The 26,354-nt window shown below is 70.1% G+C and carries 21 protein-coding genes; 11 read left to right on the top strand and 10 right to left on the bottom strand.

The features are described 5' to 3' along the window. Window positions 1–3: 3 nt before the first annotated feature. From LC438_RS13540 to LC438_RS13550, 3 genes are all read right to left on the bottom strand, one after another. On the bottom strand, window positions 4–759 hold the full coding sequence (locus LC438_RS13540; protein ID WP_105677410.1) for an ABC transporter permease: 756 nt from the start codon (window positions 757–759) through the stop codon (window positions 4–6). A 3-nt stretch (window positions 760–762) separates the two neighbouring features. Continuing rightward, window positions 763–1,686 (bottom strand): ABC transporter ATP-binding protein, encoded by a 924-nt coding sequence (locus LC438_RS13545; RefSeq protein WP_105677411.1) that lies wholly within the window; start codon window positions 1,684–1,686, stop codon window positions 763–765. A gap of 94 nt (window positions 1,687–1,780) precedes the next feature. Further along, window positions 1,781–3,646: an FAD-dependent monooxygenase gene (locus LC438_RS13550; protein WP_223586874.1), complete on the bottom strand. Its 1,866-nt coding sequence runs from the start codon at window positions 3,644–3,646 to the stop codon at window positions 1,781–1,783. A 128-nt stretch (window positions 3,647–3,774) separates the two neighbouring features. On the opposite strand from LC438_RS13550, the gene LC438_RS13555 reads away from it, so the two are divergent. Further along, window positions 3,775–4,476 (top strand): IclR family transcriptional regulator, encoded by a 702-nt coding sequence (locus LC438_RS13555; protein ID WP_105677413.1) that lies wholly within the window; start codon window positions 3,775–3,777, stop codon window positions 4,474–4,476. Window positions 4,477–4,674: 198 nt separating this feature from the next. Here LC438_RS13555 and LC438_RS13560 read toward each other — a convergent pair whose 3' ends face one another. Continuing rightward, entirely contained in the window at window positions 4,675–6,054 is a 1,380-nt protein-coding gene (locus tag LC438_RS13560; protein WP_105677414.1) for an MFS transporter, read from the bottom strand. Window positions 6,055–6,139: 85 nt separating this feature from the next. On the opposite strand from LC438_RS13560, the gene LC438_RS13565 reads away from it, so the two are divergent. The 6 genes from LC438_RS13565 (at window position 6,140) to LC438_RS13590 (ending at window position 12,898) form a co-directional block, all read left to right on the top strand. Continuing rightward, complete coding sequence (locus LC438_RS13565) at window positions 6,140–7,714, top strand: fumarylacetoacetate hydrolase family protein (protein ID WP_223586875.1); 1,575 nt, start codon at window positions 6,140–6,142, stop codon at window positions 7,712–7,714. Beyond that, a complete protein-coding gene (locus tag LC438_RS13570; RefSeq protein ID WP_105677417.1) occupies window positions 7,711–8,397 on the top strand; it encodes a GntR family transcriptional regulator in 687 nt (228 codons plus the stop codon). The genes LC438_RS13565 and LC438_RS13570 overlap by 4 nt, the downstream gene beginning before the upstream one ends. Further along, window positions 8,394–9,893, top strand: a complete 1,500-nt coding sequence (gene hpaE, locus LC438_RS13575) for a 5-carboxymethyl-2-hydroxymuconate semialdehyde dehydrogenase (RefSeq protein ID WP_105677418.1) — start codon at window positions 8,394–8,396, stop codon at window positions 9,891–9,893. The genes LC438_RS13570 and hpaE overlap by 4 nt, the downstream gene beginning before the upstream one ends. A gap of 123 nt (window positions 9,894–10,016) precedes the next feature. Further along, complete coding sequence (hpaD, locus tag LC438_RS13580) at window positions 10,017–11,180, top strand: 3,4-dihydroxyphenylacetate 2,3-dioxygenase (RefSeq protein ID WP_223586876.1); 1,164 nt, start codon at window positions 10,017–10,019, stop codon at window positions 11,178–11,180. A 144-nt stretch (window positions 11,181–11,324) separates the two neighbouring features. Then, entirely contained in the window at window positions 11,325–12,110 is a 786-nt protein-coding gene (locus LC438_RS13585; RefSeq protein ID WP_105677175.1) for a fumarylacetoacetate hydrolase family protein, read from the top strand. Next, complete coding sequence (locus LC438_RS13590) at window positions 12,095–12,898, top strand: HpcH/HpaI aldolase/citrate lyase family protein (protein WP_223586877.1); 804 nt, start codon at window positions 12,095–12,097, stop codon at window positions 12,896–12,898. The genes LC438_RS13585 and LC438_RS13590 overlap by 16 nt, the downstream gene beginning before the upstream one ends. Before the next feature lie 3 nt (window positions 12,899–12,901). Here the strand turns inward: LC438_RS13590 and LC438_RS13595 are convergent, their stop codons facing one another. The 6 genes from LC438_RS13595 to LC438_RS13620 form a co-directional block, all read right to left on the bottom strand. Continuing rightward, entirely contained in the window at window positions 12,902–14,068 is a 1,167-nt protein-coding gene (locus tag LC438_RS13595; RefSeq protein ID WP_105677172.1) for an ROK family transcriptional regulator, read from the bottom strand. Between the two features lie 83 nt (window positions 14,069–14,151). Then, on the bottom strand, window positions 14,152–15,699 hold the full coding sequence (locus LC438_RS13600; protein ID WP_223586878.1) for a glycoside hydrolase family 43 protein: 1,548 nt from the start codon (window positions 15,697–15,699) through the stop codon (window positions 14,152–14,154). Beyond that, on the bottom strand, window positions 15,696–18,056 hold the full coding sequence (locus LC438_RS13605) for a glycoside hydrolase family 3 N-terminal domain-containing protein (RefSeq protein ID WP_223586879.1): 2,361 nt from the start codon (window positions 18,054–18,056) through the stop codon (window positions 15,696–15,698). The genes LC438_RS13600 and LC438_RS13605 overlap by 4 nt, the downstream gene beginning before the upstream one ends. A gap of 29 nt (window positions 18,057–18,085) precedes the next feature. Continuing rightward, window positions 18,086–18,976: a carbohydrate ABC transporter permease gene (locus LC438_RS13610; RefSeq protein WP_223586880.1), complete on the bottom strand. Its 891-nt coding sequence runs from the start codon at window positions 18,974–18,976 to the stop codon at window positions 18,086–18,088. Beyond that, entirely contained in the window at window positions 18,973–19,980 is a 1,008-nt protein-coding gene (locus LC438_RS13615; protein WP_105677168.1) for a carbohydrate ABC transporter permease, read from the bottom strand. The genes LC438_RS13610 and LC438_RS13615 overlap by 4 nt, the downstream gene beginning before the upstream one ends. 8 nt (window positions 19,981–19,988) lie before the next feature. Beyond that, window positions 19,989–21,275 (bottom strand): ABC transporter substrate-binding protein, encoded by a 1,287-nt coding sequence (locus LC438_RS13620; protein ID WP_223586881.1) that lies wholly within the window; start codon window positions 21,273–21,275, stop codon window positions 19,989–19,991. 146 nt (window positions 21,276–21,421) lie between these two features. Between LC438_RS13620 and LC438_RS13625 the strand changes: the two genes are divergently transcribed. From LC438_RS13625 to LC438_RS13640, 4 genes are all read left to right on the top strand, one after another. After that, window positions 21,422–22,420, top strand: coding sequence for a LacI family DNA-binding transcriptional regulator (locus tag LC438_RS13625; protein WP_223586882.1), 999 nt, complete (start codon window positions 21,422–21,424; stop codon window positions 22,418–22,420). A 112-nt stretch (window positions 22,421–22,532) separates the two neighbouring features. After that, entirely contained in the window at window positions 22,533–23,723 is a 1,191-nt protein-coding gene (xylA, locus tag LC438_RS13630; protein ID WP_105677163.1) for a xylose isomerase, read from the top strand. Next, window positions 23,723–25,051 carry a xylulokinase gene (gene xylB, locus LC438_RS13635; protein WP_105677161.1) on the top strand — a complete coding sequence of 443 codons (1,329 nt, stop codon included), beginning with the start codon at window positions 23,723–23,725 and terminating at the stop codon, window positions 25,049–25,051. Before xylA ends, xylB begins: the two co-directional genes overlap by 1 nt. Window positions 25,052–25,121: 70 nt before the next feature. After that, window positions 25,122–26,348, top strand: coding sequence for an MFS transporter (locus LC438_RS13640; RefSeq protein WP_223586883.1), 1,227 nt, complete (start codon window positions 25,122–25,124; stop codon window positions 26,346–26,348). Window positions 26,349–26,354 lie beyond the last annotated feature (6 nt).

The following is a 26,354-nucleotide window of genomic DNA, read 5'->3' on the forward strand; positions in this document are numbered from 1 at the left end:
AACCTACTGACGTGCGCGGGAGCGCTTGGCGCCCGCCATCACCAGCGCCGCGAAGAGCACGACCCACACCGCGACGTTGAGGAGCAGCATCCAGAGCTCGTCGGTCTGCCCCGTGGTGAGCCGTCCTTCGGTCAGAGGCCACCTGCTCAGGGCCACGAAGCCGTAGAGCGGGGTGAACCGGGCGATGTCGAGCATGACCCCGTCGAGGGGCATGAACACGTTGCCGAAGAAGGCGAAGAACGTCATCGAGATCGACGCCAGCGCGGTCGCGGAGTCGCCGTTGAAGAACAGGCCGACGCCGAGACCCCAGAGCCCGTAGATCAATCCGAGTCCGAGGACGATCCCGACGGTCGCGAGCCACCGCCACGCGCCGTCGGCCTCGGCGCCGGTGAGCATCCCGGCGACGAACACCCCGAGCACCGACAGCGCCGCGTAGGAGAAGGCCGTGAGCACCTTGGTGAGCGCATAGCCGGTGGTCGTGAGCGGCGACATCGCCAGCTGGCGGCCCCATCCCTGCTTCGACTCCGTGGCGGCGAGGGAGGTCAGCGAGCTCATGGCGACGGCGGTGCCGTACGCGGCCATCGACGTCATGACGTAGAACGAGACGTTGCCGTGCCCGGCGGAGAGCGTGCCGTAGCTCATGCTCGCGCCGAAGAGCAGGTACATCGCGATCGGCATGGCCAGGGTGAAGGCGAGCGTGTAGGGGTTGCGCAGCTGGCGGACGGCCTCGATGCGCAGCATGGTGGGTGAGAGAAGCATCGGTCAGTCCTCCGTGAGGGCGGTGAAGGCGGTTTCGAGGGTGGGCGCGGCGATCTCCAGATCCCGGGCCCCGGCGTCGAGCAGGGTGCGCGCGGCCGCGTCGGAGTCGGCGGCCTTGAGGCTGAGGCGATCGGCGTCGACGCGGATGCCGACCACGCCCGCGATCGCGGCGAGCCGCTCGACGATCGACATCGACGACCCGGCCGGCAGCGTGGCCGACACGGTGCGCTCGCCCAGGCTCGCCCTGAGCCGCGCGGTGGGGGCGTCTGCGACGATCGTCCCCCGGTGCATGACGACGGTGCGACGGGCGAACTGCTCGGCCTCTTCGAGGTAGTGCGTCGCGAAGATGATCGTGCGGCCGGCGTCGGCGTCGGCGCGCATGACGTCCCAGAAGTGACGACGGGCCGTGACGTCCATGCCGGCGGTGGGCTCGTCCAGCACGAGGATGTCGGGATCGGGCACCATCGCGAGGGCGAACTTGACGCGCTGCTGCTCACCGCCGGAGCACTTCGAGACCTTGCGCTTCGCGAGCGCGACCAGATCGGCGCGGCGCATCACCTCGGGCACCCGATCGAGCGCCTGGCGTCCGTGGAGCGAGGCGATGAGCTCCACCGTCTCGAGCACCGTGAGGTCGCCGAGCAGCCCGCCGGTCTGCAGCACGGCCGCGATCGCCCCGGACTTCGCCGCGGCATCCGGATGCCCGCCGAGCACCGACACCGTGCCGGAGCTCGGTTCGGTGAGCCCCAGCAGCATGTCGAGGGTCGTCGTCTTGCCCGCCCCGTTCGGCCCGAGAAGGGCTGTGACCTCGCCCCGTTCGATACGAAGGCTCACTCCGTCGACGGCCTGCACGCGCCGGTCGCCGACGCCGAAGTGGCGGCGGACGTCGGTCAGCTCGATCACCGCGGATGCGGCTCCTGATGTGTTCATGCCTCCAGCATCGCGACGCGCAGCCTGCGGCGCCGTCGTCCGCTGTCACGCGTTCGACGTGACACGTGTCATGCCGGACGCCCCTGGGGCCGGTTCAGGACGCAGGCAGGAACGCGCCCTCCAGGAACGACTCCAGCTCGGCCACGGCATCCAGCGGCAGGATCGCGGCGACGTACTGGTCCGGGCGGACCACGACGACGACGCCGTCTCGGGAGAGCTCACGCGCCTCGAAGATGTCGGCATCCGTCCAATGCGAGGGGCCGGCGGCGTACACCTTCTCCCAGTCCGTGAGTCCGAGCGGGCCGGTCTTCGGCTGGAACAGCTCGGGAGCCGACGTCACCTCGACCTCCTCGTACGACTGCTGATAGACGGCCTTCACGTCGAAGACGGCGTCGACGTCGGCATCCGACGGGGTGAACCGGGCGAGCACGGGCGCCGCCTCCGCGGCCCACGACTCCAGCGCGGTCCCGTCGCGGTCGCCGAACGCGTAGAGGCGCCAGCGTCCGTCCGCCTTGGCATGGTGGCCGAGGTGGATGGCGTTGCCGTCGCCGACCCGGACGACCTCGGCGGACTTGAACCGCTTGCCCAGCGGGAACCCGGCGGCGAGCGACTGGTGCGCGTCGGAGCCCGTGATCATGGACGCGGTGTACTGCGTCATGAAGCCGGAGGGGAACTCGGCCGTGCCGAGGTAGAAGGTGGCGAGCTCGTTCGGGTCGGAGATCTCCTCGGGCTTGCGGGCCATGAGCGAGGACCATTCGCGGTCGAAGTCGATCAGCTGCTGCGCCACGGGGCGGCGCTCGGACCCGTATGTCGACAGCAGCGCCTCCGGGCTGCGTCCGGTGAGCACGGCGCCGAGCTTCCAGCCGAGGTTGAAGCCGTCCTGCATCGACACGTTCATGCCCTGCCCTGCCTTCGCGCTGTGCGTGTGGCAGGCGTCTCCGGTGAGGAAGACCCGCGGGGTGCGCTCCACGCCGGGGTCGACGTCGTCGAAGCCGTCGGTGACCCGATGGCCGACCTCGTACACGCTGTGCCAGGCGACCTGCTTCACGTCGATGGAGTACGGATGCAGGATCGCGTTGGCCTTGCGGATGATCTCCTCGACCGGGGTCTGACGCACGCGATGGTCGTCGTCCTCGGCCACCTCGCCGAGGTCGATATACATGCGGCTGAGGTATCCGCCCTCCCGGGGGATGTGCAGGATGTTCCCCGCCTCGGAGTTGATGGCGCACTTGGTGCGCCAGTCGGGGAAGTCGGTGTTCACGAGCACGTCCATGACGCCCCAGGCGTGGGCGGCCATCGCGCCGACGTGAGTGCGTCCGATCGCTCCGCGCACGCCACTGCGGGCGCCGTCGCAGCCGACGACGTACTTCGCGCGGACCGTGCGCTCCTCCCCCTCGCGGGGGCCTGCGACGTAGCGGATGCGCACCTCGACAGGGAACTCGCCGTCGTCGTGGACGGTGAGGCCCGTGAACTCGACGCCGTAGTCCGGCACGATCCGCCCCGGGCCGTCTGCGGCGGCCTCGGCGAAGTAGTCGAGCACGCGCGCCTGGTTCACGATGAGGTGCGGGAACTCGCAGATGTCGTAGGCGTAGTCGGCCGTGCGCGCCGTGCGGACGATCTCGTCGCGCTTCTCGGGGTTCGGACCCCAGAAGTTCATCCAGCCGATGTTGTAGGCCTCGGCGATGATCCGCTCGGCGAACCCGAAGGCCTGGAAGGTCTCGACGCTGCGCGGCTGGATGCCGTCGGCCTGGCCGAGCACGAGGCGTCCGTCGCGTTTCTCGATGATGCGGGTGACGATGCCCGGGTACTGCGACATCTGCGCCGACAGGAGCATTCCGGCGGGGCCGGAGCCGACGATGAGCACGTCGATGTCGTCCGGCAGGTCTGCGGGTCGGTCGGCGACTCCCGCCGGGAGCACGCGCGGGTCACCGGAGACGTAACCGTGGTGGTGGAACTGCATCGTCGTCGATCCTTCCGGACTTCTCTGTCGGGTCTTGCGGCGCGAACAGGAGTGTTCTATATTCGAACACACTGTTCTACTATTGAACACAGCTTAGACGCGCCCCTCTCCGACCGCAAGGGAGCACCATGGCCGACACCGCCCCGGCGTCGCAGACCCTCAGCCGCGGCATCCGCATCCTCGAGGTGCTCGCCGACGCCCGCGGCCCGCTGTCGATCGACGAGATCGCCGCCGCCATCGGCGTGCACCGCTCCATCGCCTACCGACTGCTGCGCACCCTCGAAGACCACCGGCTCGTCGGGCGCGACGCCGCAGGAGCCGTCTCGCTGGGCGCGCGCATGGCGGCCCTCGCGGCCGGCGTCGCACAGGACCTGCAGGCCGAGGCCCTCCCCGAGCTCACCGACATCGCGAACGAACTGGGGATGACGGCCTTCCTCGCCGTGCTCGACGGAGAGGACTGCATCACGCTCGCGAGCATCGAGCCCCGTCACGCGGTCGCCAGCGTGGCGCAGCGACCGGGTGCGCGCCACCCGGTCACCGTCGGAGCGCCGGGCAAGGCGATCCTGATGCAGCTCACCCCCGCCGAATGGCCGGCGGATGCCGCGGCGGCGCTGCGCGCGGAGGTCGAGGCCTCCCGCACGCACGGCTACACGACGAGCCACGACGAGGTGATCCCGACCGTGCAGTCGGTGGCCGTGCCCCTCGCGCTCCGGGGCCAGCGCCCTGCGGCGATCGCGGTCGTGCACGTGGCGACGTCGGTCGAGGATGCGGCGATCGCCGAGCGGCTGGAGCGCTCGGCATCCGCGATCCGCGAGGCGCTCGAGGGCTGACGCGGCTCACGCGTTTCGTCTCGTCGCTGCGCTTCCTCGCTCGACGACCGGGACCTTCGCCGGTCGTCGAGCGAGCGCGACAACCCCCACCCCACCGGTCGTTGAGCGAGCGCAGCGCGACGAAACACCCCAACCGACGCCGAACGGCCGCTGAGGCGTTTCGTCTCGTCGCCGCGCTCCTCGATCGACGACCGGCGGTCAGGCCTTCGCGAGACCGCGGATCGGACTGACGGCCTGCTCGGCCTCGTGATCCGGTCCGAGCGGGATGCCGGAGCGGTCGCGCAGCAGCAGCGTCGCGACGAGACCCAGCACGGTCATGCCGGCGAGGTACCAGGTGACGGCCTGCGTCGAGCCCGTGGCCTGCACGATCGCCGTCGCGATGGTGGGGGCGAAGGCGCCGCCGGCGATCGCGCCGATCGCGTAGGAGATCGAGACGCCGGAGAAGCGGATGCTCGCCGGGAACAGCTCCGTGTACAGCGCGGCCTGGGGGCCGTAGGTGAATCCGAGGCCGATCGTCAGGATCGCGAGGCCGGCGAACAGCAGGCCGATCTGCCCCGTGTTGACGAGCGGGAACAGCGTGAAGACGCCCGCGAGCTGCAGCACCCAGCCGATGATGTAGGTGCTGCGGCGTCCGATGCGGTCGGAGACCCAGCCGGCCAGGAGCGTGGTGAGCAGCCAGGTCACGGCGGAACCGGCGACGGCCCACAGCACCGGCCCGCGCTCGAGGCCGATCGGCCCCTCCGGGTTCGTCGCGTAGCCCTGGATGTAGCCGCCGGTCGTCATGTAGCCGACGGCGTTGTTGCCAGCGAACACCAGCGCGGCGATGATCACGAGCAGCAGGTGCTTGCGGAACAGCTGCACGATCGGCATCTTCGCCTTCTCCTTGCGCTCGGCGAGCTCGGTGAACACCGGGCTCTCCTCGACCTTGCGGCGCACGTAATAGCCGACGAGGATCAGCACGACGCTGAGCAGGAACGGGATGCGCCAGCCCCACGCGGCGAACTGGTCTCCGGGGGCGATCGCGGTCATCAGCGCCATCACGCCCGAGGCGAGGAGCAGCCCGAGCGGGACGCCGATCTGCGGCGAGGCGCCGAAGATGCCGCGCTTCTGCCGCGGCGCGTGCTCGACGGCCATCAGCACGGCGCCGCCCCATTCGCCGCCGGCGGAGATGCCCTGGATGATGCGCAGGAGCACGAGGAGGATCGGCGCGGCGAGGCCGATGGACTGGTAGGTGGGCAGCACGCCGATGAGGGCGGTCGCCGCGCCCATGAGGATCAGCGTCCACATGAGGACGGCCTTGCGTCCGAGCTTGTCGCCGAAGTGCCCGGCGAGGAAGGCGCCGAGCGGACGGAAGAGGAAGCTGACGCCCACGGTGGCGAAAGCGATCAGCGCGCTGTTCGCACCGAGCGGCTCGAAGAACAGCTGACCGAATACGAGGCCGACGGCCGTGGCGTAGATGAAGAAGTCGTACCACTCGACGGTGGTACCGACGACCGTCGCGAAGATGACGCGCCGCCGATCGGCCTGCGAGGCGATGGTTCCGGTGGGCGTGAACCCGCCCTGTGACTGCCCGCTCATGGGGCCTCCTTTGCTGGTGACTGCACTGTCACGGCGCACATCCGAGGGGGAAACGAGTGCTTGCCGAGGGGTGAACCGATGATATATGATTTCAGATACGACGCACAAGGCGTCGTCGAAAGCGCGAGGAGGCGCATCCGTGACGGCATCCATCCCCCGCCCCGGCAAGATCATCGCGATCCACCTGAGCTATGCCTCTCGCGCCGATCAGCGCGGCAGGCGCCCCGCCTTCCCCTCCTACTTCTTCAAGCCGACCAGCTCCGTCGCCGCATCCGGCGGCACCGTCGAGCGGCCGGCCGGCACCGAGCTGCTCGCCTTCGAGGGCGAGATCGCCCTCGTCATCGGCACCGCGGCGCGCCGCGTCTCCCTCGTAGACGCCTGGTCGCACGTGGGATGGGTCACGGCCTCGAACGATCTCGGCCTCTACGACCTGCGCGCGAACGACAAGGGCTCGAACGTCCGCTCCAAGGGCGGAGACGGGTACACCCCGCTCGGCCCCGAGTACATCGACGCCTCCGCCGTCGACCCCGCAGCCCTCCGCGTACGCGCCTGGGTCAACGGCGAGCTCCGGCAGGACGACACGACGGCCGGCCTCATCTTCCCGCTCGCGCAGCTCGTCGCCGACCTCTCGCAGCACTTCACGCTGGAGCCCGGCGACGTCATCCTCACCGGCACGCCGGCCGGATCCAGCGTGATCGTCCCCGGCGACGTCGTCGAGGTCGAGGTGGACGCCCCGACCGCGCACGGCGCCCCCTCCTCCGGTGCGCTCGTGACCACCGTCACGCAGGGCGACGTCCCGTTCGACGCCGAGATCGGCTCGCTCCCCGCGGTCGACGACCTGCAGCGCACCGAGGCGTGGGGCTCACGTGAGGCGGCCGGCCTGCTCCCGGTCGCTGAGGAGTCGCAGAACGCCGCATCGACCCCCTCGGATGCCGCATCTTCTGGCTCCTCGGCATCAGGTGCCGGGCTCTCCCCCGAGTTGCGCGCCAAACTCCTCGAGGCGCCGACCGCCGGACTCTCGGCGCAGCTGCGCAAGCGCGGCCACCACTCCTGCTTCGTCGACGGCGTGGCAGCGAACATCGCCGGCACGAAGATCGTCGGCACGGCGAAGACGCTGCGCTTCGTGCCGTTCCGTGAAGACCTCTTCAAGACCCACGGCGGCGGCTACAACGCGCAGAAGCGCGCGTTCGACGCCGTGGACGAGGGTGAGATCATCGTGATCGAGGCCCGCGGCGACGCCACGACGGGCACGCTCGGCGACATCCTCGCCCTCCGCGCCCGCGCCCGCGGAGCCGCAGGGGTCGTCACCGACGGCGGGGTCCGCGACTTCGACGCCGTCGCCGAGATCGGCCTTCCCGTGTTCTCGCAGGGCGCCCACCCGTCCGTCCTCGGACGCAAGCACGTGCCGTGGGACGTCGACGTCACGATCTCCTGCGGAGGCGCGACCGTGCAGCCCGGCGACATCATCGTCGGCGACGGCGACGGCGTGATCGTCATCCCCCCGTCGCTCGTCGAGGAGGTCGTCGACGACGCTCTCGCTCAGGAGATCGAGGACGCCTGGATCGCCGAGCAGGTCGCCGCAGGGCACCCCGTCGACGGGCTGTTCCCGCTGAACGCCGAGTGGCGCGCGAAGTACGAGGCTGCGACGAGCCGCGCATGACCACCGTCGAGAACTCCAGCAAGTCGGAGCGCGCCTACGACTGGATCCGCTCGCGCATCTCGGCGCACGCCTTCGGGCCCGGGTACCGTCTCGTGCTCGGCTCGATCGCCGACGAGCTCGACATGAGCGTCGTGCCCGTGCGCGAGGCGATCCGCCGCCTCGAGGCCGAGGGGCTCGTGACGTTCGAGCGCAACGTCGGAGCGCGCGTCACGCTCGTCGACGAGAGCGAGTACGCGCACACCATGCAGACGCTCGGACTCGTCGAGGGCGCCGCGACGGCGCTCTCCGCCCCGCTCCTCGACGAGCAGGCGCTCGCGGAGGCCGCGGAGGTGAACGAGCGGATGCACCGGCTGCTCGACCACTTCGACGCCCACGCCTTCACCGAGCTGAACCGCCAGTTCCACTCCGTGCTGTTCGAGCCGTGCCCCAACCCGCATCTGCTCGACCTCGTCCACCGCGGATGGGCCCGGCTCTCCGGCATCCGCGACTCCACGTTCGCGTACGTGCCCGGCCGCGCCCAGCACTCCGTCGACGAGCACACGCAGATCCTCGAGCTGATCCGCGAGGGCGCAGAGCCCCTCGAGATCGAGCTCGCCGCCCGCAACCACCGTTGGCGCACGAGGGACGCGTTCCTCGATGCGCTGCACACCCGTTCCACCCACACCCCTGGAGAAGGCTCATGACCGATTCCCGCATCCCCGCCGACCTGCCGGACCACATCCAGCACTACATCGACGGCGCCTTCGTCGACTCGATCGACGGCGACACCTTCGACGTGCTCGACCCGGTGACCAACCAGACCTACACCACCGCCGCCGCGGGCAAGAAGGCCGACATCGAGCTCGCCGTCGCCGCCGCGAAGCGCGCCTTCGACGAGGGCCCCTGGCCCCGGATGCTGCCGCGGGAGCGCTCGCGCGTGCTGCACCGCATCGCCGACATCGTCGAGTCGCGCGACGCGCGCCTCGCGGAGCTGGAGTCCTACGACTCGGGTCTGCCGATCACCCAGGCCCTCGGCCAGGCGCGTCGCGCCGCCGAGAACTTCCGCTTCTTCGCCGACCTGATCGTCGCGCAGTCGGACGACGCCTTCAAGGTGCCCGGCAAGCAGATGAACTACGTCAACCGCAAGCCGATCGGCGTCGCGGGCCTCATCACGCCGTGGAACACGCCGTTCATGCTCGAGTCGTGGAAGCTCGGCCCCGCGCTCGCGACCGGCAACACGGTGGTGCTCAAGCCCGCCGAGTTCACGCCGCTGTCGGCATCCCTCTGGGCCGGCATCTTCGAGGAGGCCGGCCTGCCGAAGGGCGTCTTCAACCTCGTCAACGGTCTCGGCGAGGATGCAGGCGACGCCCTCGTGAAGCACCCCGACGTGCCGCTCATCTCGTTCACGGGCGAGAGCTCGACCGGACAGCTGATCTTCGGCAACGCCGCTCCCTTCCTCAAGGGCCTGTCGATGGAGCTCGGCGGCAAGTCGCCTGCCGTGGTGTTCGCCGACGCCGACCTGGAGGCCGCGGTCGACGCCACGATCTTCGGCGTCTTCTCCCTCAACGGCGAGCGCTGCACCGCCGGTTCCCGCATCCTCGTCGAGCGCTCCATCTACGAGGAGTTCGTCGAGCGCTACGCGGCGCAGGCGCAGCGGGTCAAGGTCGGCTACCCGCACGACCCCACGACCGAGGTCGGCGCGCTCGTGCACCCCGAGCACTACGAGAAGGTCATGAGCTACGTCGAGATCGGCAAGACCGAGGGACGCCTGGTCGCCGGCGGCGGCCGCCCCGAGGGCTTCGACGAGGGCAACTTCGTCGCCCCGACCGTGTTCGCCGACGTCTCCCCCGACGCGCGCATCTTCCAGGAGGAGATCTTCGGCCCCGTGGTCGCGATCACGCCGTTCGACTCCGACGAGGAGGCGCTGTCGCTCGCGAACAACACGAAGTACGGCCTCGCCGCCTACATCTGGACCAACGACCTCAAGCGCGCGCACAACTTCGCGCAGTCCGTCGAGGCCGGGATGGTGTGGCTCAACTCGAACAACGTGCGCGATCTCCGCACCCCGTTCGGCGGAGTGAAGGCGTCCGGCCTCGGCCACGAGGGCGGCTACCGCTCGATCGACTTCTACACCGACCAGCAGAGCGTGCACATCACGCTCGCGGAGAAGTCCCACAACCCCACCTTCGGCAAGAACTGACCCCACCTCTCCCGTTTCGTCTCGTCGCTGCGCTCCTCGCTCGACGACCGGTCCTGAGATCCGGTCGTTGAGCGAGCGAAGCGAGACGAAACGAACGCACGACACGAAAGCAAGGACGCTGACATGACCAACCGCGACGACATGACGCTGACCTCGTCTGGCTTCTACGTGAGCCAGGAGGCGCCGATCCATCCCGCCGACCCCACCCCCACGCCGACGAGCACGCCCCCGGACGTGCTGCGCTGCGCCTACATGGAGCTCGTGGTCACCGACCTCGCGGCATCCCGCCAGTTCTACGTCGACATCCTCGGCCTTTACGTGACGAGCGAGGACGACGAGGCGATCTACCTCCGCTCGACCGAGGAGTTCATCCACCACAACCTCGTGCTGCGCAAGGGCCCGATCGCCGCGGTTGCCGCCTTCTCGTACCGGGTCCGCTCGGCCGAGGACCTCGACCGCGCCGTCGAGTTCTACACGGAGCTCGGCTGCGACGTCCGTCGCAACCCCGACGGCTTCGTCAAGGGCATCGGCGACTCCGTCCGCGTGGTCGACCCTCTCGGCTTCCCGTACGAGTTCTTCTTCCAGACCGAGCACGTCGAGCGGATGTCGTGGCGCTACGACCTGCACATCCCCGGCGAGCTCGTGCGCCTCGACCACTTCAACCAGGTCACCCCCGACGTGCCGCGCGCGGTGAAGTTCATGCAGGACCTCGGCTTCCGCGTCACGGAGGACATCCAGGACGAGGAGGGCACCGTCTACGCCGCGTGGATGCGCCGCAAGCCGACCGTGCACGACACCGCCATGACCGGCGGCGACGGACCCCGCATGCACCACGTGTGCTTCGCGACGCACGAGAAGCACAACATCCTCGCGATCTGCGACAAGCTCGGAGCCCTGCGCCGGTCCGACGCGATCGAGCGCGGGCCCGGCCGTCACGGCGTGAGCAACGCGTTCTACCTGTACCTGCGCGACCCCGACGGCCACCGCGTCGAGGTGTATACGCAGGACTACTACACGGGCGACCCCGACAACCCCGTCATCACGTGGGACGTGCACGACAACCAGCGCCGCGACTGGTGGGGCAACCCGGTCGTGCCGAGCTGGTACACGGATGCGAGCCTCGTGCTCGACCTCGACGGCAACCCGCAGCCGGTGGTCGCGCGCACCGACAGCTCCGAGATGGCCGTGACGATCGGCGCCGACGGGTTCAGCTACACCCGCCCGGACGACGAGGACGCGATGCCGGAGTGGAAGCAGGGCGAGTACAAGCTGGGGCACCAGCTCTAGTCGCGCGTGGCGGCCTACGGGATGTTCTCGTGGGGACAAGAGCGGGGACCCCTACCCCGATTGTCCCCACGAGAACATCCCTCCGGCCCGACACTCGCGCATCAGCCGCAGCCTGTGTCGGTGAGAAGAAGAGAGAAGGAACGGATGCTGTCAGCAGAGGACATCGCGACGATCGCGGCCGAGCTCGCCGAGGCCGATCGCACGCACGGGGTGATCCCGCGCATCACCGCGCGCTATCCCGCCGCGACGGTCGAGGACTCGTACGCGATCCAGGGCGTGTGGCGCGACTCGCAGATCGCCGCCGGCCGCCGGCTGGTCGGTCGCAAGATCGGCCTCACGTCGAAGGCGATGCAGCAGGCGACGGGCATCACCGAGCCCGACTACGGGGTGATGTTCGACGACACCGTGTACGAGTCCGGGGCCGACATCCCCACGGAGCACTTCTCCAACGTGCGCATCGAGGTCGAGCTCGCGTTCGTGCTGAAGCATCCGCTCGAAGGCCCGGACTGCACGCTGGAGGACGCCCTCGCCGCGATCGACTACGCCGTTCCCGCCCTCGAGGTGCTGAACTCGCACATCGAGCTGGAGGGGCGCACGATCGTCGACACGATCAGCGACAACGCCGCGTACGGGGCGATGGTCCTCGGCGACGTGCGCAAGCGCCCCGACGAGATCGATCTGCGCTGGGTTCCAGGGCTCCTCTTCAAGAACGGCGAGATCGAGGAGACCGGCGTCGCCGCCGGCGTGCTGAACCATCCCGCCACCGGCGTCGCCTGGTTGGCGAACAAGTTCCACCAGCACGGCGCGCGTCTCGAGCCGGGGGAGATCATCCTGGCAGGATCGTTCACGCGCCCGATGTGGGTGACGCGCGGCGATGAAGTGCTGTGCGACTACGGACCGATGGGAACGATCGCATGCCGATTCGTCTAGACGCCTCCTTCCGCGAGCAGCTCGCGGCATCCGACCGCTCGCTGATCGGGATGTGGGCCTGCTCCGGCAGCGCGATCGTCACCGAGGTGGCTGCGGGCTCGAGCCTCGACTGGCTGCTGATCGACATGGAGCACTCCGCGAACTCGCTGGAGAGCGTGCTGCTGCAGCTGCAGGTCGCCGCGGCCTACCCGATCGCCCCTGTCGTCCGCGTGCCCTCCAACGACACGGTCGCGATCAAGCAGGTCCTCGATCTCGGTGCGCAGAACATCATCGTTCCGATGGTGTCGTCCGCCGACGAGGCCCGCGCGGCCGTCGCCGCGACCCGCTACCCGCCGGAGGGCGTGCGCGGCGTCGGCAGCGCCCTGGCCCGCAGCGCCCGCTGGAACCGCGTCGACCGCTACCTGCAGGAATCCGCGGCGCACACGTCGCTGACGGTGCAGATCGAGACGGCAGCCGGAGTGGATGCCGCGGCGGAGATCGCCGCGGTCGACGGCGTCGACGCGGTCTTCGTCGGCCCGTCGGATCTGTCGGCGTCGATGGGCCTGCTCGGCCAGCAGACGCATCCCGACGTCGTCGCCGCGGTGGAGCGCGTGTTCGCCGCGGTGAAGGCCGCAGGGACCGCCGTGGGCGTGAACGCCTTCGATCCGACCGCCGCCGACGGGTACATCGCCGCCGGTGCCGACTTCGTCGCGGTCGGCGCCGATGTCGCGCTGCTCGCCCGCGCCTCCGAGGGACTCGCGAGCCGTTTCATCCCCGTCTCGGACGACACGCGGCGCGCCAGCTACTGACCGTCAGAATCGGAGCGGATCCGCCAGCAACGGAGCGAAGGCGGCCTCGGCGGCGCCGATCAGCAGACGATCGGCGCCGAGCCCTGCGGCCGTCACCTCCATCTGCTCCGCCGGCGCCTGCAGCGAGCGCGCCCGCACCTCGGCGTCGAAGCTCAGGGCGTCGCGGGCGCGCAGCATGGCGAGGAAGCCGCCCAGGACCACGATCGACGGATTCAGCACGTTGACCGCGTTCGCGAGCGCGGCCGTGAGCACGCGGCGCTGCCGGTCGATCTCGGCGATCACCTGCGGATCGCTCGTCGCCGAGAGCACCGCCGCGAGGGCGGTGTCGTCCACGGGGCCGAGCTGGGCGGCCTGCAGCAGGCGCGAGCGGTTGACCTCGTCTTCGAGGACGCCGCCGTCGGTGCGGCGGTCGTCGTCGGACAGGATGCCGGGGCGCGTCTGCCCCCACTCCCCTGCGTAACCCCCGGCGCCGCCGATGAGCCGGCCGTCCAGGATGAGCCCTCCGCCGATGCCGCTCGATCCGCCGTTGAGGTACACGACGTCCTCGTGAGCGCGCGCGGCTCCGAACAGGCGCTCGGCGCTCGCTCCGAGAGAGGCGTCGTTGCCGACGAAGACGGGGAGTCCGAGCGCCGTCGCGAGCGCATCGCCGATCGGAGCATCCCGCCACTCCAGGTGGGGGGCGAGTCGCACGATGCCGTCCTCGGCCCTGACCAGCCCCGGCACGGCGAGTCCGATGCCGATGATCCTCGCCGCCGGCCCGGACGACTCCCGCCACCGTCGTACGAAGCCCTCGACCGCCGCGGTGACGTCCTCGACGGAGGGAGGCTCGACGCACTCGACCCGTACGCGCTCGCGCACGCTGCCACCGAGGGCGATGACGCCGATCTCGATCGCGTCGACCTCGGGGTTGACCGCGATCGCGACGACCTGCTCGCTCGGCGCGACGATCGGCGAGGGGCGCCCCACTCGGCGGGTGGTGTCGGGCTCCTGCTCCACGACGAGTCCGTGCGAGACCAGCTCGGCGACGAGGTCGGCGACCGTCGACCTGTTCAGTCCCGTGTCGGCGGTGATGACCGCGCGGGATCGCGGGCCGTCGTGGTGCACGAGCCGAAGCACCTCGCCGAGGTTCGCCCGGCGCACTCCCTCGACTCCGGATGCTCGATCCGTCATCCCCCGCCTCCTCCGCGCGTCGTGCTGCTCCTGCCACGATATCCGCCCGACGGGCGCGCTCCGGTCAGGCCCGACCCTCGTGATCACCGGGGGACGTACTCGACGCGCTCGACGCGCATCGTCGAGTCGGTCGCCGCACCGTTCGACGTGCCGTGGACCCCGATCCAGAGTCCGAGGAAGCCGCCGGTCGCGATCGAGTCGAGCGTGCGTCCGTCCGCCGTGGCGACGGCGACGAGGTCGTCGCCCGACCTTCCCGCCCGCAGCTCGTAGTCCTGACCGCGCGCCCGCAGCATGAGAACGAGGTCCTCGTGCGGCGCTCCCGCGACGACCGCCTCCCCGATCACGCGCTCCGTTCCGGCGCTCCGGTGGATGGCGACCACGCGCGTTCCCTCCCCCGTGACGCCGATGGCGGACAGCCGCACGTGGTCGTCCTCCGACTGACGCACGACGAGTCCCGCCTCCTCGCCCTCGCGCAGATCGCAGGCGATGGTCGCCGTGACGTCGACGTCTCGATGCTGCTGCCGCACACCGAGGAAGGCGCTGCGGGTGGCATCGGCGAGGGTCGCCGGGAGCAGCGGGAGCACCCACCCGTCGCCGTCGGCCGCGGCGATCTCCGAGGGCAGGGCGCGCACGGAGGTCCAGCGCGGATCGCTCGACGCGATGATCCCGCCGACGGGCGCCGCCGCCCGCGGCTGCGCGAACGGCACCTCGACCTCGTGCTCCACGCGACCGATGCCCGGTGCGAAGACCGGCCATCCGTCCTCCCAGACCACCGGCACCAGGAAGGTCTCCCTGCCGAGGTTGCAGTGGTAGCCGCCGTACGGACGCATGCCGAGCAGCACCGCCCACCAGCTGCCGTCCGGCGCCTCCACGAGGTCAGCGTGCCCGACCGCCGTGATGTCGACGCCGCGCCCGAGGTTCCGATGGGTGAGCACGGGGTTGCCCTTGCTGCCGCGGTACGGACCGGTGACGGCATCCGCCCTCGCCACGCTGATGGCATGGTGGAAGTCGGTTCCGCCCTCCGCGGCGAGCAGATGGTAGGCCCCGGCCACCCGGTAGAGGTGCGGACCCTCAGCCCACACCGCGCCCTGCACCGCCCCGCGCCACAGGACATGCTCCTCGGCCTCGAGGGTCATCGTGTGCGGGTCCAGCTCGCGCAGCCAGACCTCGGTCTGATCGTGCCATTCGGGCTGACGGGCCGGTCGCGTGCCGTGCACCCAGATGCGACCGTCGTCGTCGAAGAACACCGACGGATCGATCCCGTCGACGTCGAGCCAGACCGGGTCGGACCAGGGGCCGGACGGGTTCTCCGCCGTGACGACGAAATTGCCGCCCCTCGCGTCGTCCTCCTGGTCCACGAGCGTGCACAGCAGCCAGAACCGGCCGTCGTGGTGCCGGAGCGTCGGAGCGTAGAGGCCGCCCGACGAGCGGATCCCCTCGAGATCCAGCATCCCCGGCCGATCGATGACGTGCCCGACGACCTCCCAGTCGACGAGGTCGCGGCTGCGGAACACCGGGAGACCGGGCAGGTACTCGAACGTCGAGGTGACGAGGTAGTAGTCCTCCCCGACACGGCAGATCGTCGGATCGGGGTGGCACCCGGGCAGGATGGGATTGCTCACCACCGTCATCGCGACACCGCGCGATCCACGATCATCGCCTCCGATGTCGCCACCCGTGCATCCGCCGTCGTGACGGGGTGCGGTGCCCCCGTGATCCGCAGGGTGGCCCGGGCCGTCGCCGTGCCCTCCTCGACGGATGCCGCGGCGTGCGCTCCCACCCAGACCTCGACGTCTCCGGGTTCGACCACACGGGTCATCGACCGGTCGCTGAAGGCGAATCGCTGGGTGGGGATGTCGAAGGTCACCCGCACCGACTCCCCGGCGTCGAGCGTCACCCGGCGGAACGCCAGGAGCTGGGCGACGGGTCTCGTGACGGATGCCACGACGTCGTGCCCGTACAGCTGCACGACGTGGGCGCCCGCCCGGCCGCCCGTGTTCGTCACCGTGACCGCGACCCGGAACGCTCCTCCGGCGGCCACCTCGTCGTCGGCATCGAGCCGATCGACCTCGAACCGCGTGTACGACAGGCCGAACCCGAACGGACGCACCGGAGTCGAATCGGTCGCCGTCACCTCCGAGGGTCCGCCCAGGCGAGGGTGCAGGTACGAGTAGGGCTGCGCTCCCGCAGACCGCGGCAGCGACACCGGGAGGCGCCCCGAGGGCACGACCCTTCCAGAGAGGACTCCGGCGAGCGCCGAGGCGCCCTCCTCTCCGGGGAAGAACGCCTGCAGCACGGCAGCCGGTGCAGACACAGCGTCCAGAGCCCAGCCGATCGCGTACGGGCGACCGGTCACGGCCACCATGACCACCGGCGTTCCCGTGCGCACCAGCGCCTCCACGAGCTCGCGCTGCACACCGGGCAGCTCGAGGCTCTCGGAGTCGTTGCCCTCGCCGACCGTGCCCCGCCCGAACAGCCCGGCCTGGTCGCCGACGACGACGATCGCCACGTCGGCCGCGCGCGCGACGTCGACCGCCTCCGCGAAGCCCGAGCGGTCGTCGCCCTCGACGTCACAGCCGTGCGCGGCGATCACCTCGACGCCGAGAGCATCCGCCTCCTCCGAGAACGCCTCGAGGAAGCTCGGGATGGAGAAGCCGATCGGATGCTCCGGATGATGCGCGAGCACGTGGTTGGCGAACGAATAGCAGCCCATCAGCGCCTCAGGGCGCGCGGAGTTGGGGCCGATCACGGCGATCTTCCCCAGAGGCGTCGCCGCATCGGCGAGAGGAAGGATGCCGTCGTTCGAGAGCAGCACCGCCGACTCCTCCGCGAGCCGTCGTGCGATGTCGCGATGGCGGGGCGAGTCGAGGTCGACTGCCGCGGGCGGCTCGCCGTCGAAGGCGTCGGGCTCCAGCAGCCCGAGCTCCTCCTTCTGGGACAGCGCGCGCAGGACCGCGCGGTCGACGAAGGCCTCATCGAGCGCCCCCGACAGGACGCGCTCCCGCAGCGGCGCCAGATACGCGTCTCCGCTCGGGAGCTCGACGTCGACCCCGGCCGTGAGGGCGGCCTCCGCCGCCTCTCCCCTGTCGCGCGCGATGCCGTGCATCATCTCCAGGAACGCGACGGCGAAGTAGTCCGCGACGACCACGCCGTCGAAGCCCCACGTCTCGCGCAGCAGGCCCGTGAGATGCTCGGCGCTGCTGCCCAGAGGCACCCCGTCGATCTCCGCATAGGAGTTCATCACCGAGCGCGCGCCGCCGTCGATCACCGCCATCTCGAACGGCGGGAGGAACACGTCGGCCACCTCCCTGGGTCCGGCGGAGACCGGCGCGTGGTTGCGCCCCGCACGCGATCCCGAGTACCCGACGAAGTGCTTGAGCGTCGCGTGCACACCGGCGGACTGCAGCCCGCGCACATACGCCGTGCCGGTCACCCCGACCACGTACGGATCCTCGGCGATGCACTCGTCCACCCGCCCCCACCGGGGGTCGCGGATGACGTCGAGCACCGGCGCCAGCCCCTGGTGGATGCCGAGGTCGCGCATGGTCTCGCCGATCGACGCCGCCATCTCCTCCACCAGCTCCGGGTCGAACGAGGCGCCCCAGGCGAGCGGCGTGGGGAAGGTCGCCGCCTTCCACGCGGCGAGCCCGGTGAGGCACTCCTCGTGCACGAGCGCGGGGATGCCCAGCCGGGTCTCCCGACGGAGGCGGCGCTGCTCCTCCCAGAGCCACGCCGCGCGCTCGGCGGCATCGACCGGGCGCGTGCCGTAGACGCGCGTGTAGTGGCCGATGCCGTCACGCGTGATCTCGGCCAGCGCCCCGGGGGCGGCCTTGCCTCCCATCTCGTTCTGCATGGGCGCCACCACCTCGCCGCCCTGGTCGATCCAGTAGCCGACGAGCTGCGCGAGCTTCTCGTCCAGCGTCATCCTGGCGAGCAGATCCCGCACCCGATCGGATGCGTGGGGGAATGCGGGGATGTCAGCGCTCATGTGCGCCTCCATTCGTGGTTCGTGGTCTCTCAGCCCTTGACCGCGCCGGTCAGACCGCCGACGATGCGGCGCTCGAACAGGCTGAAGAAGATCAGGGCGGGAAGCATGGACAGCGAGGTGTAGGCGAGCACACGGGCGGTGTCGACCGAGTACTGCGAGGCGAAGTTCTGCACGCCGAGCGGAAGGGTGAACAGGCTCTGGTCGCTCAGGATGAACAGCGGGAGCATGTAGCCGTTCCACGCGCCGATGAAGGCGAGGATCCCGACCGTGATGACTCCCGGCAGGCTCAGCGGGATCACCATGCGCCAGAAGAACCCCAGACGGGATGCGCCGTCGATCGACGCCGCCTCCTCCAGCTCCTTCGGGATCGCCTTGAGGAACGGCACGAGGATGATGATCGTGGTCGGCAGGGCGAACGCGATCTGCGGAAGGATGATGCCCGCGAGGCTGTTCACCAGCCCCAGGTTGCGGATCAGCAGGTAGAGCGGCGTGATCGCGACGGTCACCGGGAACATCAGCCCCGCGGCGAACAGCGAGTACATGACGCCCTTGCCCGCGAAGTCGTAGCGCGCGATGACGTAGCTCGCCATGACGCCGAGGATCAGGGCTCCCGCGGTGGTGCCGACGGCCGAGATCGTCGAGTTCAGCATCGCGGTCCAGAACTCGGAGCTGCCGAGCACGTCGGTGTAGTTCGCGAACTGCCACGGGGCGGGCCAGCCCGACGGATCCGTGGTGATCTGCGAGTTCGTGCGGAAGCCGCCGATGATGATGTAGAGGATCGGCGTCACGCAGACCGTGATCAGCACGAGGGCGACGAGGTACACGCCGGGGCTGCCCCAGCGCACCTCGGGGGCGGCGCGGCGGCGGCCCCTGGGCCCGATCGTCTGGATCGCGACGGAGGTCTTCAGGGTGTCGGTCATCGTCTGCGCGCCTTTCCGCTGTCTCCGGTGAGTGCGCCCTCGGTGTCACGCCGCAGCACGAAGCGCTGGTAGATGAGCGCCACGACCATGGAGATGAGGAAGAGCATCACGGCCACGGCGTTGCCGAAGCCGTAGTTCCCCGCCAGGTGGCCGTTCTGGTACATGTAGGTCGCCATCGTCGAGGTGCCGGCGGTCGCCGCGATGTACTGCCCCCAGATGATGTTGACGAGGTCGAACAGCTGGAGGGAGCCGATGATCGACAGGAACGCCCAGATGCGGATGGTCGGGCCGAGCAGGGGAAGCGTGATGCTCCACTGCGTCTTCCAGAACCCGGCTCCGTCGATCGCAGCCGCTTCGTAGAGCTCCTCGGGGATCGACTGCATCCCCGCCAGCATGAGGATGACGGCGAACCCGACGTACTTCCACGTGATGATGATCATCAGCGACCACATGGCGATCGCGGGGTCGGCGATCCACGAGTGCTGGAGCGCGCCGAGGCCCCACTTCTCCAGCAGGGAGTTGAGGGCGCCGGCATCCTGCAGCATCAGGCTCCAGCCCGTGCCGACGACGACCTCCGCGATCACGTACGGGGCGAAGATCAGGACGCGGATGACAGATCGTCCGCGGATCTTCTGGTTGAGCAGCAGGGCGAAGAGGATCGCGACGGGCCCCTGCATGATCAGCGACAGGAAGATGATGATGAAGTTGTGCGACACGGCCGCGCGGAACGTCTCGTCCTGCAGCATGAGCACGTAGTTGTCGAGGCCGACGAACTCGGTCGGCCAGCCGAAGCCGTTCCACTTGAAGAATCCGTAGAACGCCGCCATCAGCACCGGGAAGATGACGAAGCCGACGAACACGAGGAGGGCAGGGCCCGAGAGGAGGGCGATCTCGCCGCGCTTGCGCCAGTCAGGGCGCGGCTTCCGCCGCCGTGGGGCCGACGATGCGCCGGCCCCACGGGAGCTCCCCTCAGGCGCCTGAGCGAGCGCCTGGGTGATGGTCATGGCGCGGGTCAGCCCCTGGCCGCCGCGTTCGCGAGGCTGTCGACGAGCTTCTTCGGGTCTCCCTGACCCGCGAGCATCTCCACGACGCCGGTGTTGAGCGCGTTGCCGACGTTCTGGCCGAGGGCCGTGTCCAGCCAGAGCGAGACGTACGGCGCCTTGCTGTACGCCTCCATGAGCGGGATCAGCGACGGATCGGTGACCGCGCCCATCGCGTCCTGAGAGGCCGGGATCGTCTGGAAGGCGACGGCGTACTTCTCCTGCCACTCCTTCGAGGAGACGAAGTTCAGGAACTTCTCGCAGGTGTCGGGCGAGTCGACGGAGCACGAGTATCCGTCCACGCCGCCCATCATGGCTCCGGGGGTTCCCTTGCCGCCGCTGACCTCGGGGAAGGGGAACCAGCCGAGGTCGGGAAGGGGCTTCTGGTCGGGCGTGAGGCTGGCGATCACACCGACGTTCCACGCCCCCATGAGCTCCATCGCCGCCTTGTGGTTGGCGACGAGACCTGCGGAGGAGTTCGCGCCCTGCTGCGCTGATGTCGTGAGGAACCCGTCGTTGAACGGCTCGGTCTCGGCGAAGTCGGCGAGGTTCTGTGCGGCGTCGAGCCAGCACTTGTCCGAGAAGTCCGGCTTGGTCGACAGGTTGGCGATCACGTCCTGGTCGCATGCGCGCACCGCGAAGAAGTAATACCAGTGCGCGGCCGGCCAGGCGTCCTTCGCGCCGAGTGCGATCGGGGCGACGCCCGACGCCTTCAGCTTGTCGACGGCGCCCTCGAGCTCGTCCATGCTGCTCGGCTCGCCGCTGATCCCCGCCGCGGCGAACAGGTCCTTGCTGTAGAACATGCCGCCGGGGAGCACCGCGCTGGGCATGCCGTAGATCTTGCCGTCGACGGTGAAGGCGCTGAACGGCGCGTCGCCGAAGGCCGACTTCACGTCGGCGTCGATGAGCTTCGTGAGGTCCTTGACCTTGCCGGCCTTCACGACGTCGGCGAGCTTGCCGCCTCCGCGTGCCATGAAGATGTCGGGCATGTCGCCGGAGTTGACGGCGGTCTGGAGCTTGCCGTCCATGTCCTCGTTCTGGATCGAGGTGACCTTGACCGTGACCTCGGGGTTGGCCTTGTGGAATGCGGCCGCAGCGTCCTCCCAGTACTGCTTGCCCGCACCGGTGGTCGAGTTGTGCCACATCGTGAGCGTGCTGCCGTCATCGGCGCCGCCTCCCCCGCCCGCGCACCCGGTCAACCCGAGCGCCCCCAGCGTCACGATGGCCGCCCCCGCAGCCCACGCTTTGCGCATCTTCATGCTGTGTCTCCTCTTCATCGAGTTCCGTGCAGCAGAGCGAACCTATTTGTTGTCAGCCACACCAATGTGTTGTGGGCCCACTCTGGCACCTGGACGAGATCGTGTCAAACGATATCGATAACGTTTTCCATGATTAGTCTGTTCTGATGAACGCACGCACCACGATCACCGACGTCGCCCGCGCAGCAGGAGTGTCCGTGGCGACGGTGTCGAAGGCCATCAACGGCCGAGACGGCGTGTCCGCGGAGACCCACGCCCGGATCCTCCGCGTCGTCGCCGAACTCGGATACGAGAGCTCCCTGGTGGCGACGTCGATGAGGAGAGGGCGCACGAACGTCATCGGCGTGCTCGTCGCCGAGTTCGAGCCCTTCGCGCTGCAGTTGCTGCGTGGCGTCTCCACCGCCCTGCAGGACACGCCGTACGACGTGCTCGCGTACGCGGGAAGCGTCTCGGCGGGCGAGCACCTCGGCTGGGAGCGCCGCTCCCTCTCCCGTCTGGGCGGGACGCTCATCGACGGGGCGATCCTGGTGACCCCGACCACGACTCCCCCGCAGGCCGCGGTGCCGATCGTGGCGGTGGACCCGCACGAGGGGCCGCACGGAACGGCGACGGTCGCGGTGCACAACGTCGAGGGCGCACGCACGGCGACGGAGCACCTCATCTCCCTCGGGCACCGCAGGATCGCGCACCTGCGCGGCCGCTCCGATCTCGAGTCGGCGCAGCAGCGCGAGGCGGGCTACCGCTCGGCGCTGGGCGCGGCCGGCATCCCGTTCGATCCGTCCCTCGTGGTCGACGGCGGCTACCGCACCGCGAGCGCGACCGCCGGCGCCCACGCTATCCTGGATCTCCCCGAGCGGCCGACCGCGGTGTTCGCCGCCAACGACCTCACGGCGCTCGAGGCCATGCGCGTCGCCGCCGAACGCGGCCTGCGCGTGCCCGACGACCTCTCCGTCGTCGGGTTCGACGACATCCCCGAGGCGTCGTCGAACAACCCGCAGCTCACGACCGTGCGGCAGCCCCTCGCAGAGATGGGGGCGGCGGCGGTCGGCGTGCTGCTGGGGATGCTGCGCGGCGAGGACCCCGCGCACATCAGGATGCACGCCGAGCTCGTGGTGCGCAGTTCGACGGCGCCGATCGGCGGCTGACCGCACCCCCGGGCGCAGGATCGCAGCGGACGGACACGTTGCGGAGGCCACCCACCCCTGATATGTTCCTGGCAACAACAATTCGCCCTCACCGTGGAAAGCGATCCGAGCCATGTCCCTCACCCCCACCCGCGACGACAAGTTCTCCTTCGGACTCTGGACCGTCGGCTACAACGGCACCGATCCCTTCGGCGGACCGACCAGGCCGCACCTCGACGTCGTGCACGCCGTCGAGCGACTCGCGGAGCTCGGCGCCTACGGCCTGACCTTCCACGACGACGACCTGTTCGCCTTCGGCTCCACCGACGCCGAGCGTCAGACGCAGATCGACCGCCTCACCGGCGCACTGGCCGACACCGGGCTGATCGTGCCGATGGTCACCACGAACCTCTTCAGCGCACCGGTCTTCAAGGACGGCGGCTTCACCTCCAACGACCGCCAGGTGCGCCGGTTCGCGCTGCGCAAGGTGCTGCGCAACCTCGACCTCGCCGCCGAGCTCGGCGCCAAGACCTTCGTCATGTGGGGCGGCCGCGAGGGCGCGGAGTACGACTCGGCGAAGGATGTCCGCGCAGCTCTCGAGCGCTACCGCGAGGCCGTCAACCTGCTCGGCGACTACGTCACCGACAAGGGCTACGACATCCGCTTCGCGATCGAGCCCAAGCCCAACGAGCCGCGCGGCGACATCCTGCTGCCCACGCTCGGCCACGCGATCGCGTTCATCGACTCCCTCGAGCGCCCCGAGCTCGTCGGCGTGAACCCCGAGGTCGGTCACGAGCAGATGGCGGGACTCAACTTCACCGCGGGGATCGCGCAGGCCCTGTTCCACGGCAAGCTGTTCCACATCGACCTCAACGGCCAGCGCGGCATCAAGTACGACCAGGACCTGGTGTTCGGCCACGGCGACCTGCACAACGCGTTCTCGCTCGTCGACCTGCTCGAGAACGGCGGCCCGAACGGCGTCCCCGCCTACGACGGCCCTCGGCACTTCGACTACAAGCCGAGCCGCACCGAAGACGAGACCGGGGTCTGGGACTCCGCCGCCGCGAACATGCGCACCTACCTGCTGCTCAAGGAGCGGGCAGCGGCGTTCCGCGCCGACCCCGAGGTGCAGGAGGCTCTGGCCGCGGCGAAGGTCGCCGAGCTCGCGGCTCCGACCCTGAACGAGGGCGAGTCCTACGACGATCTGCTCGCCGACCGCAGCGCCTACGAGGACTTCGACGCCGACGCGTATCTCGGCGGCAAGGGCTTCGGCTTCGTCCGGCTGCAGCAGCTCGCCACCGAGCACCTGCTCGGCGCGCGCTGATGGCACTGGTCGCGGGCGTCGACTCGTCGACGCAGAGCTGCAAGGTCGTCGTCCGCGACCTCGACACCGGTGCGGTCGTGCGCACCGGCCGTGCACCCCATCCCGCCGGCACAGAGGTCGACCCCGCGGCATGGTGGGCGGCGCTGCGAACGGCACTGGCGGATGCCGGCGGACTCGACGACGTGTCAGCGATCGGCATCGGCGGGCAGCAGCACGGACTGGTCGCGCTCGACGAGTCCGGCCGAGTGATCCGCCCCGCCCTCCTGTGGAACGACACCCGCTCGGCGCAGGCCGCGGCCGATCTCACGGCAGAGGTCGGCGCCTCCGAGTTCGCGTCCCGCACGGGTCTGGTGCCCGTCGCGTCGTTCACCGTCACGAAGCTCCGATGGCTGGCCGACGCCGAGCCGCAGAACGCCGCCCGTGTGGCGGCCGTGGCCCTCCCCCACGATTGGCTGACCTGGCGCCTGCGCGGGTACGGCCCTGCCGACGAGTCCGACCTCGGCCCCGCACTCGGCGAGCTCGTCACCGACCGCTCCGACGCGAGCGGGACGGGCTACTTCGACCCCGTCCGCGACGTCTACGACCGCGAGCTGCTGTCGCTCGCTCTCCGCAGGGACGCGTCGGATGTGGTGCTCCCCCGGGTGCTCGGGCCCTCGGAGCACGTGCAGGGTTCCGGTGGGCTCGTGGTGTCGGCGGGTGCGGGCGACAACGCCGCCGCCGCGCTCGGCATGGGCGCGCGCACGGGCGACGTGGGCGTGTCCATCGGCACGAGCGGCACGATCTTCGCCGTGACCGATGCGCCGATCTTCGACGTCTCCGGCACCGTCGCAGGGTTCGCGGATGCCGCGGGCGGCCGCCTCCCGATCGTCACGACCCTCAACGCCGCGCGCGTGTTCGACGTGACGGCCGCCCTGCTCGGCGTGGACCTCGAGGAGTTCTCGCGGCTCGCCCTGCAGGCGGAACCCGGTGCCGGTGGACTGTCCCTGCAGCCGTGGTTCGAGGGCGAGCGGACCCCGAATCGGCCGGACGCGACCGCGACCCTCTCGGGCATGACGCTCGCGTCGACCCGTCGCGAGAACCTGGCGCGGGCCGCGGTCGAGGGCGTGATCGGCGGTCTCGCGTTCGGCCTCGGCGCCATCCGCGACCTCGGCGTCCGCACGGAGCGCGTGCTGCTCATCGGCGGCGGCGCGCAGAGCCCCGCCGTCGCGGCCGTCGCCCGCGAGGTGTTCGACATCCCGGTCGTGGTGCCGGAGCCGGGCGAGTACGTCGCCCTCGGCGCCGCCGTGCAGGCGGCCTGGGCCCTCGCCGGCATCCGTCCGTCCTGGTAGACGCCGTCCGACCCTCCTCGCCGCGCGTCGCGTGGCAGGATGGTCGGATGCAGAGACGCGAGGACCGCCGATGACGCGCGGGCTCGCCGCGATGCAGGATGCCGGATTCCGCTGGTTCTTCCTGGCGAGGGCGATCACGATGATCGCCGGATCCATGTCGTCGATCGCGCTCGCCTTCGCCGTGCTGGAGATCGACAACGACGCCCGCTCGCTGTCGCTCGTGCTCGCCGCCTTCACGGTCAGCAACATCGTCTTCCTCCTCTTCGGCGGCGTGATCGCCGACCGGCTCCCTCGGGCGCTGATCATCCAGTCGTGCTACGTCATCGACATCCTGACCATCGGGGCGATGGCCGCCCTGCTGTTCACCGGAACGGCGACCGTGCCGATGCTCGCACTGCTCTCCGTGCTGAACGGGGCGTCCACGGCCTTCGTCCTGCCCGCCATGCAGGGGATCATCCCGCAGCTCGCCTCGCCGGAGCATCTGCAGCAGGCGAACGCGATGCTCTCCTTCGTGCGCTCGGCCACCACCATCGGCGGCCCCATCATCGCCGGCATCGTCGTCGCATCGGCAGGCCCCGCCTGGGCGATGGTCGTGCAGGCGATCGGATGGGTGATCGCGATCCCCGTGCTGGCGATGGTCCGCCTTCCTCCGCCGGCGCACGGCGGAGGGACGACGCTGTTCCAGGATCTCCGCACCGGCTGGCACGAGTTCCGCACCAGGACCTGGCTGTGGGTGGTCGTGCTGGCGTTCATGGTGATGAACGCCATCCATGTCGGCGCGTGGGGAGTCGTCGGCCCGTACATCGCGAAGAACGACCCCCGTCTCGGCATCACCGGCTGGGGCTGGGTGGTCAGCGCGGAGGGCGTCGGCATCCTCGTGATGACCCTCATCCTCATGTGGTTCCCGCTGAACCGACCGCTCCGCTACGGGATGATCGGCATGGCCGCGTTCGCGATCCCGCTCACCGTGCTCGGCGTCCACCCCGCCGTCGTCCTGCTCGCGATCGCGGCCTTCGTGGCCGGCGCCGGCGCCGAGGTGTTCAGCACCGGGTGGAATCTCGCGATGATGGAGAACGTACCGGGCGAGACGCTCTCCCGCGTGTCCAGCTACGACATGCTCGGCAGCTTCGTGGCCATGCCGATCGGCACGCTGATCTACGGCTGGCTGATCACCCACAGCGACGTCGAGACCGTGCTGGTCACGTCCGGCATCCTCTATGCGAGCATCGCGCTGACGACGCTGGCCGTGCCGAGCGTGCGGCGCATGGGGCGTCCGGATGATGCCGTGACGACATGAGCGCTC

Origin of the sequence: Microbacterium sp. OVT16B (assembly GCF_019969705.1) — a bacterium.
Classification (GTDB): Bacteria; Actinomycetota; Actinomycetes; order Actinomycetales; family Microbacteriaceae; genus Microbacterium; species Microbacterium natoriense.

Excerpts from the sequence above, each read along its gene's own strand:
- LC438_RS13540 (WP_105677410.1), bottom strand. The coding sequence starts at position 759 with ATGCTTCTCTCACCCACCATGCTGCGCATCGAGGCCGTCCGCCAGCTG.
- LC438_RS13545 (WP_105677411.1), bottom strand. The coding sequence starts at position 1,686 with ATGAACACATCAGGAGCCGCATCCGCGGTGATCGAGCTGACCGACGTC.
- LC438_RS13550 (WP_223586874.1), bottom strand. The coding sequence starts at position 3,646 with ATGCAGTTCCACCACCACGGTTACGTCTCCGGTGACCCGCGCGTGCTC.
- LC438_RS13555 (WP_105677413.1), top strand. The coding sequence starts at position 3,775 with ATGGCCGACACCGCCCCGGCGTCGCAGACCCTCAGCCGCGGCATCCGC.
- LC438_RS13560 (WP_105677414.1), bottom strand. The coding sequence starts at position 6,054 with ATGAGCGGGCAGTCACAGGGCGGGTTCACGCCCACCGGAACCATCGCC.
- LC438_RS13565 (WP_223586875.1), top strand. The coding sequence starts at position 6,140 with ATGATTTCAGATACGACGCACAAGGCGTCGTCGAAAGCGCGAGGAGGC.
- LC438_RS13570 (WP_105677417.1), top strand. The coding sequence starts at position 7,711 with ATGACCACCGTCGAGAACTCCAGCAAGTCGGAGCGCGCCTACGACTGG.
- hpaE (WP_105677418.1), top strand. The coding sequence starts at position 8,394 with ATGACCGATTCCCGCATCCCCGCCGACCTGCCGGACCACATCCAGCAC.
- hpaD (WP_223586876.1), top strand. The coding sequence starts at position 10,017 with ATGACCAACCGCGACGACATGACGCTGACCTCGTCTGGCTTCTACGTG.
- LC438_RS13585 (WP_105677175.1), top strand. The coding sequence starts at position 11,325 with ATGCTGTCAGCAGAGGACATCGCGACGATCGCGGCCGAGCTCGCCGAG.
- LC438_RS13590 (WP_223586877.1), top strand. The coding sequence starts at position 12,095 with ATGCCGATTCGTCTAGACGCCTCCTTCCGCGAGCAGCTCGCGGCATCC.
- LC438_RS13595 (WP_105677172.1), bottom strand. The coding sequence starts at position 14,068 with ATGACGGATCGAGCATCCGGAGTCGAGGGAGTGCGCCGGGCGAACCTC.
- LC438_RS13600 (WP_223586878.1), bottom strand. The coding sequence starts at position 15,699 with ATGACGGTGGTGAGCAATCCCATCCTGCCCGGGTGCCACCCCGATCCG.
- LC438_RS13605 (WP_223586879.1), bottom strand. The coding sequence starts at position 18,056 with ATGAGCGCTGACATCCCCGCATTCCCCCACGCATCCGATCGGGTGCGG.
- LC438_RS13610 (WP_223586880.1), bottom strand. The coding sequence starts at position 18,976 with ATGACCGACACCCTGAAGACCTCCGTCGCGATCCAGACGATCGGGCCC.
- LC438_RS13615 (WP_105677168.1), bottom strand. The coding sequence starts at position 19,980 with ATGACCATCACCCAGGCGCTCGCTCAGGCGCCTGAGGGGAGCTCCCGT.
- LC438_RS13620 (WP_223586881.1), bottom strand. The coding sequence starts at position 21,275 with ATGAAGATGCGCAAAGCGTGGGCTGCGGGGGCGGCCATCGTGACGCTG.
- LC438_RS13625 (WP_223586882.1), top strand. The coding sequence starts at position 21,422 with ATGAACGCACGCACCACGATCACCGACGTCGCCCGCGCAGCAGGAGTG.
- xylA (WP_105677163.1), top strand. The coding sequence starts at position 22,533 with ATGTCCCTCACCCCCACCCGCGACGACAAGTTCTCCTTCGGACTCTGG.
- xylB (WP_105677161.1), top strand. The coding sequence starts at position 23,723 with ATGGCACTGGTCGCGGGCGTCGACTCGTCGACGCAGAGCTGCAAGGTC.
- LC438_RS13640 (WP_223586883.1), top strand. The coding sequence starts at position 25,122 with ATGACGCGCGGGCTCGCCGCGATGCAGGATGCCGGATTCCGCTGGTTC.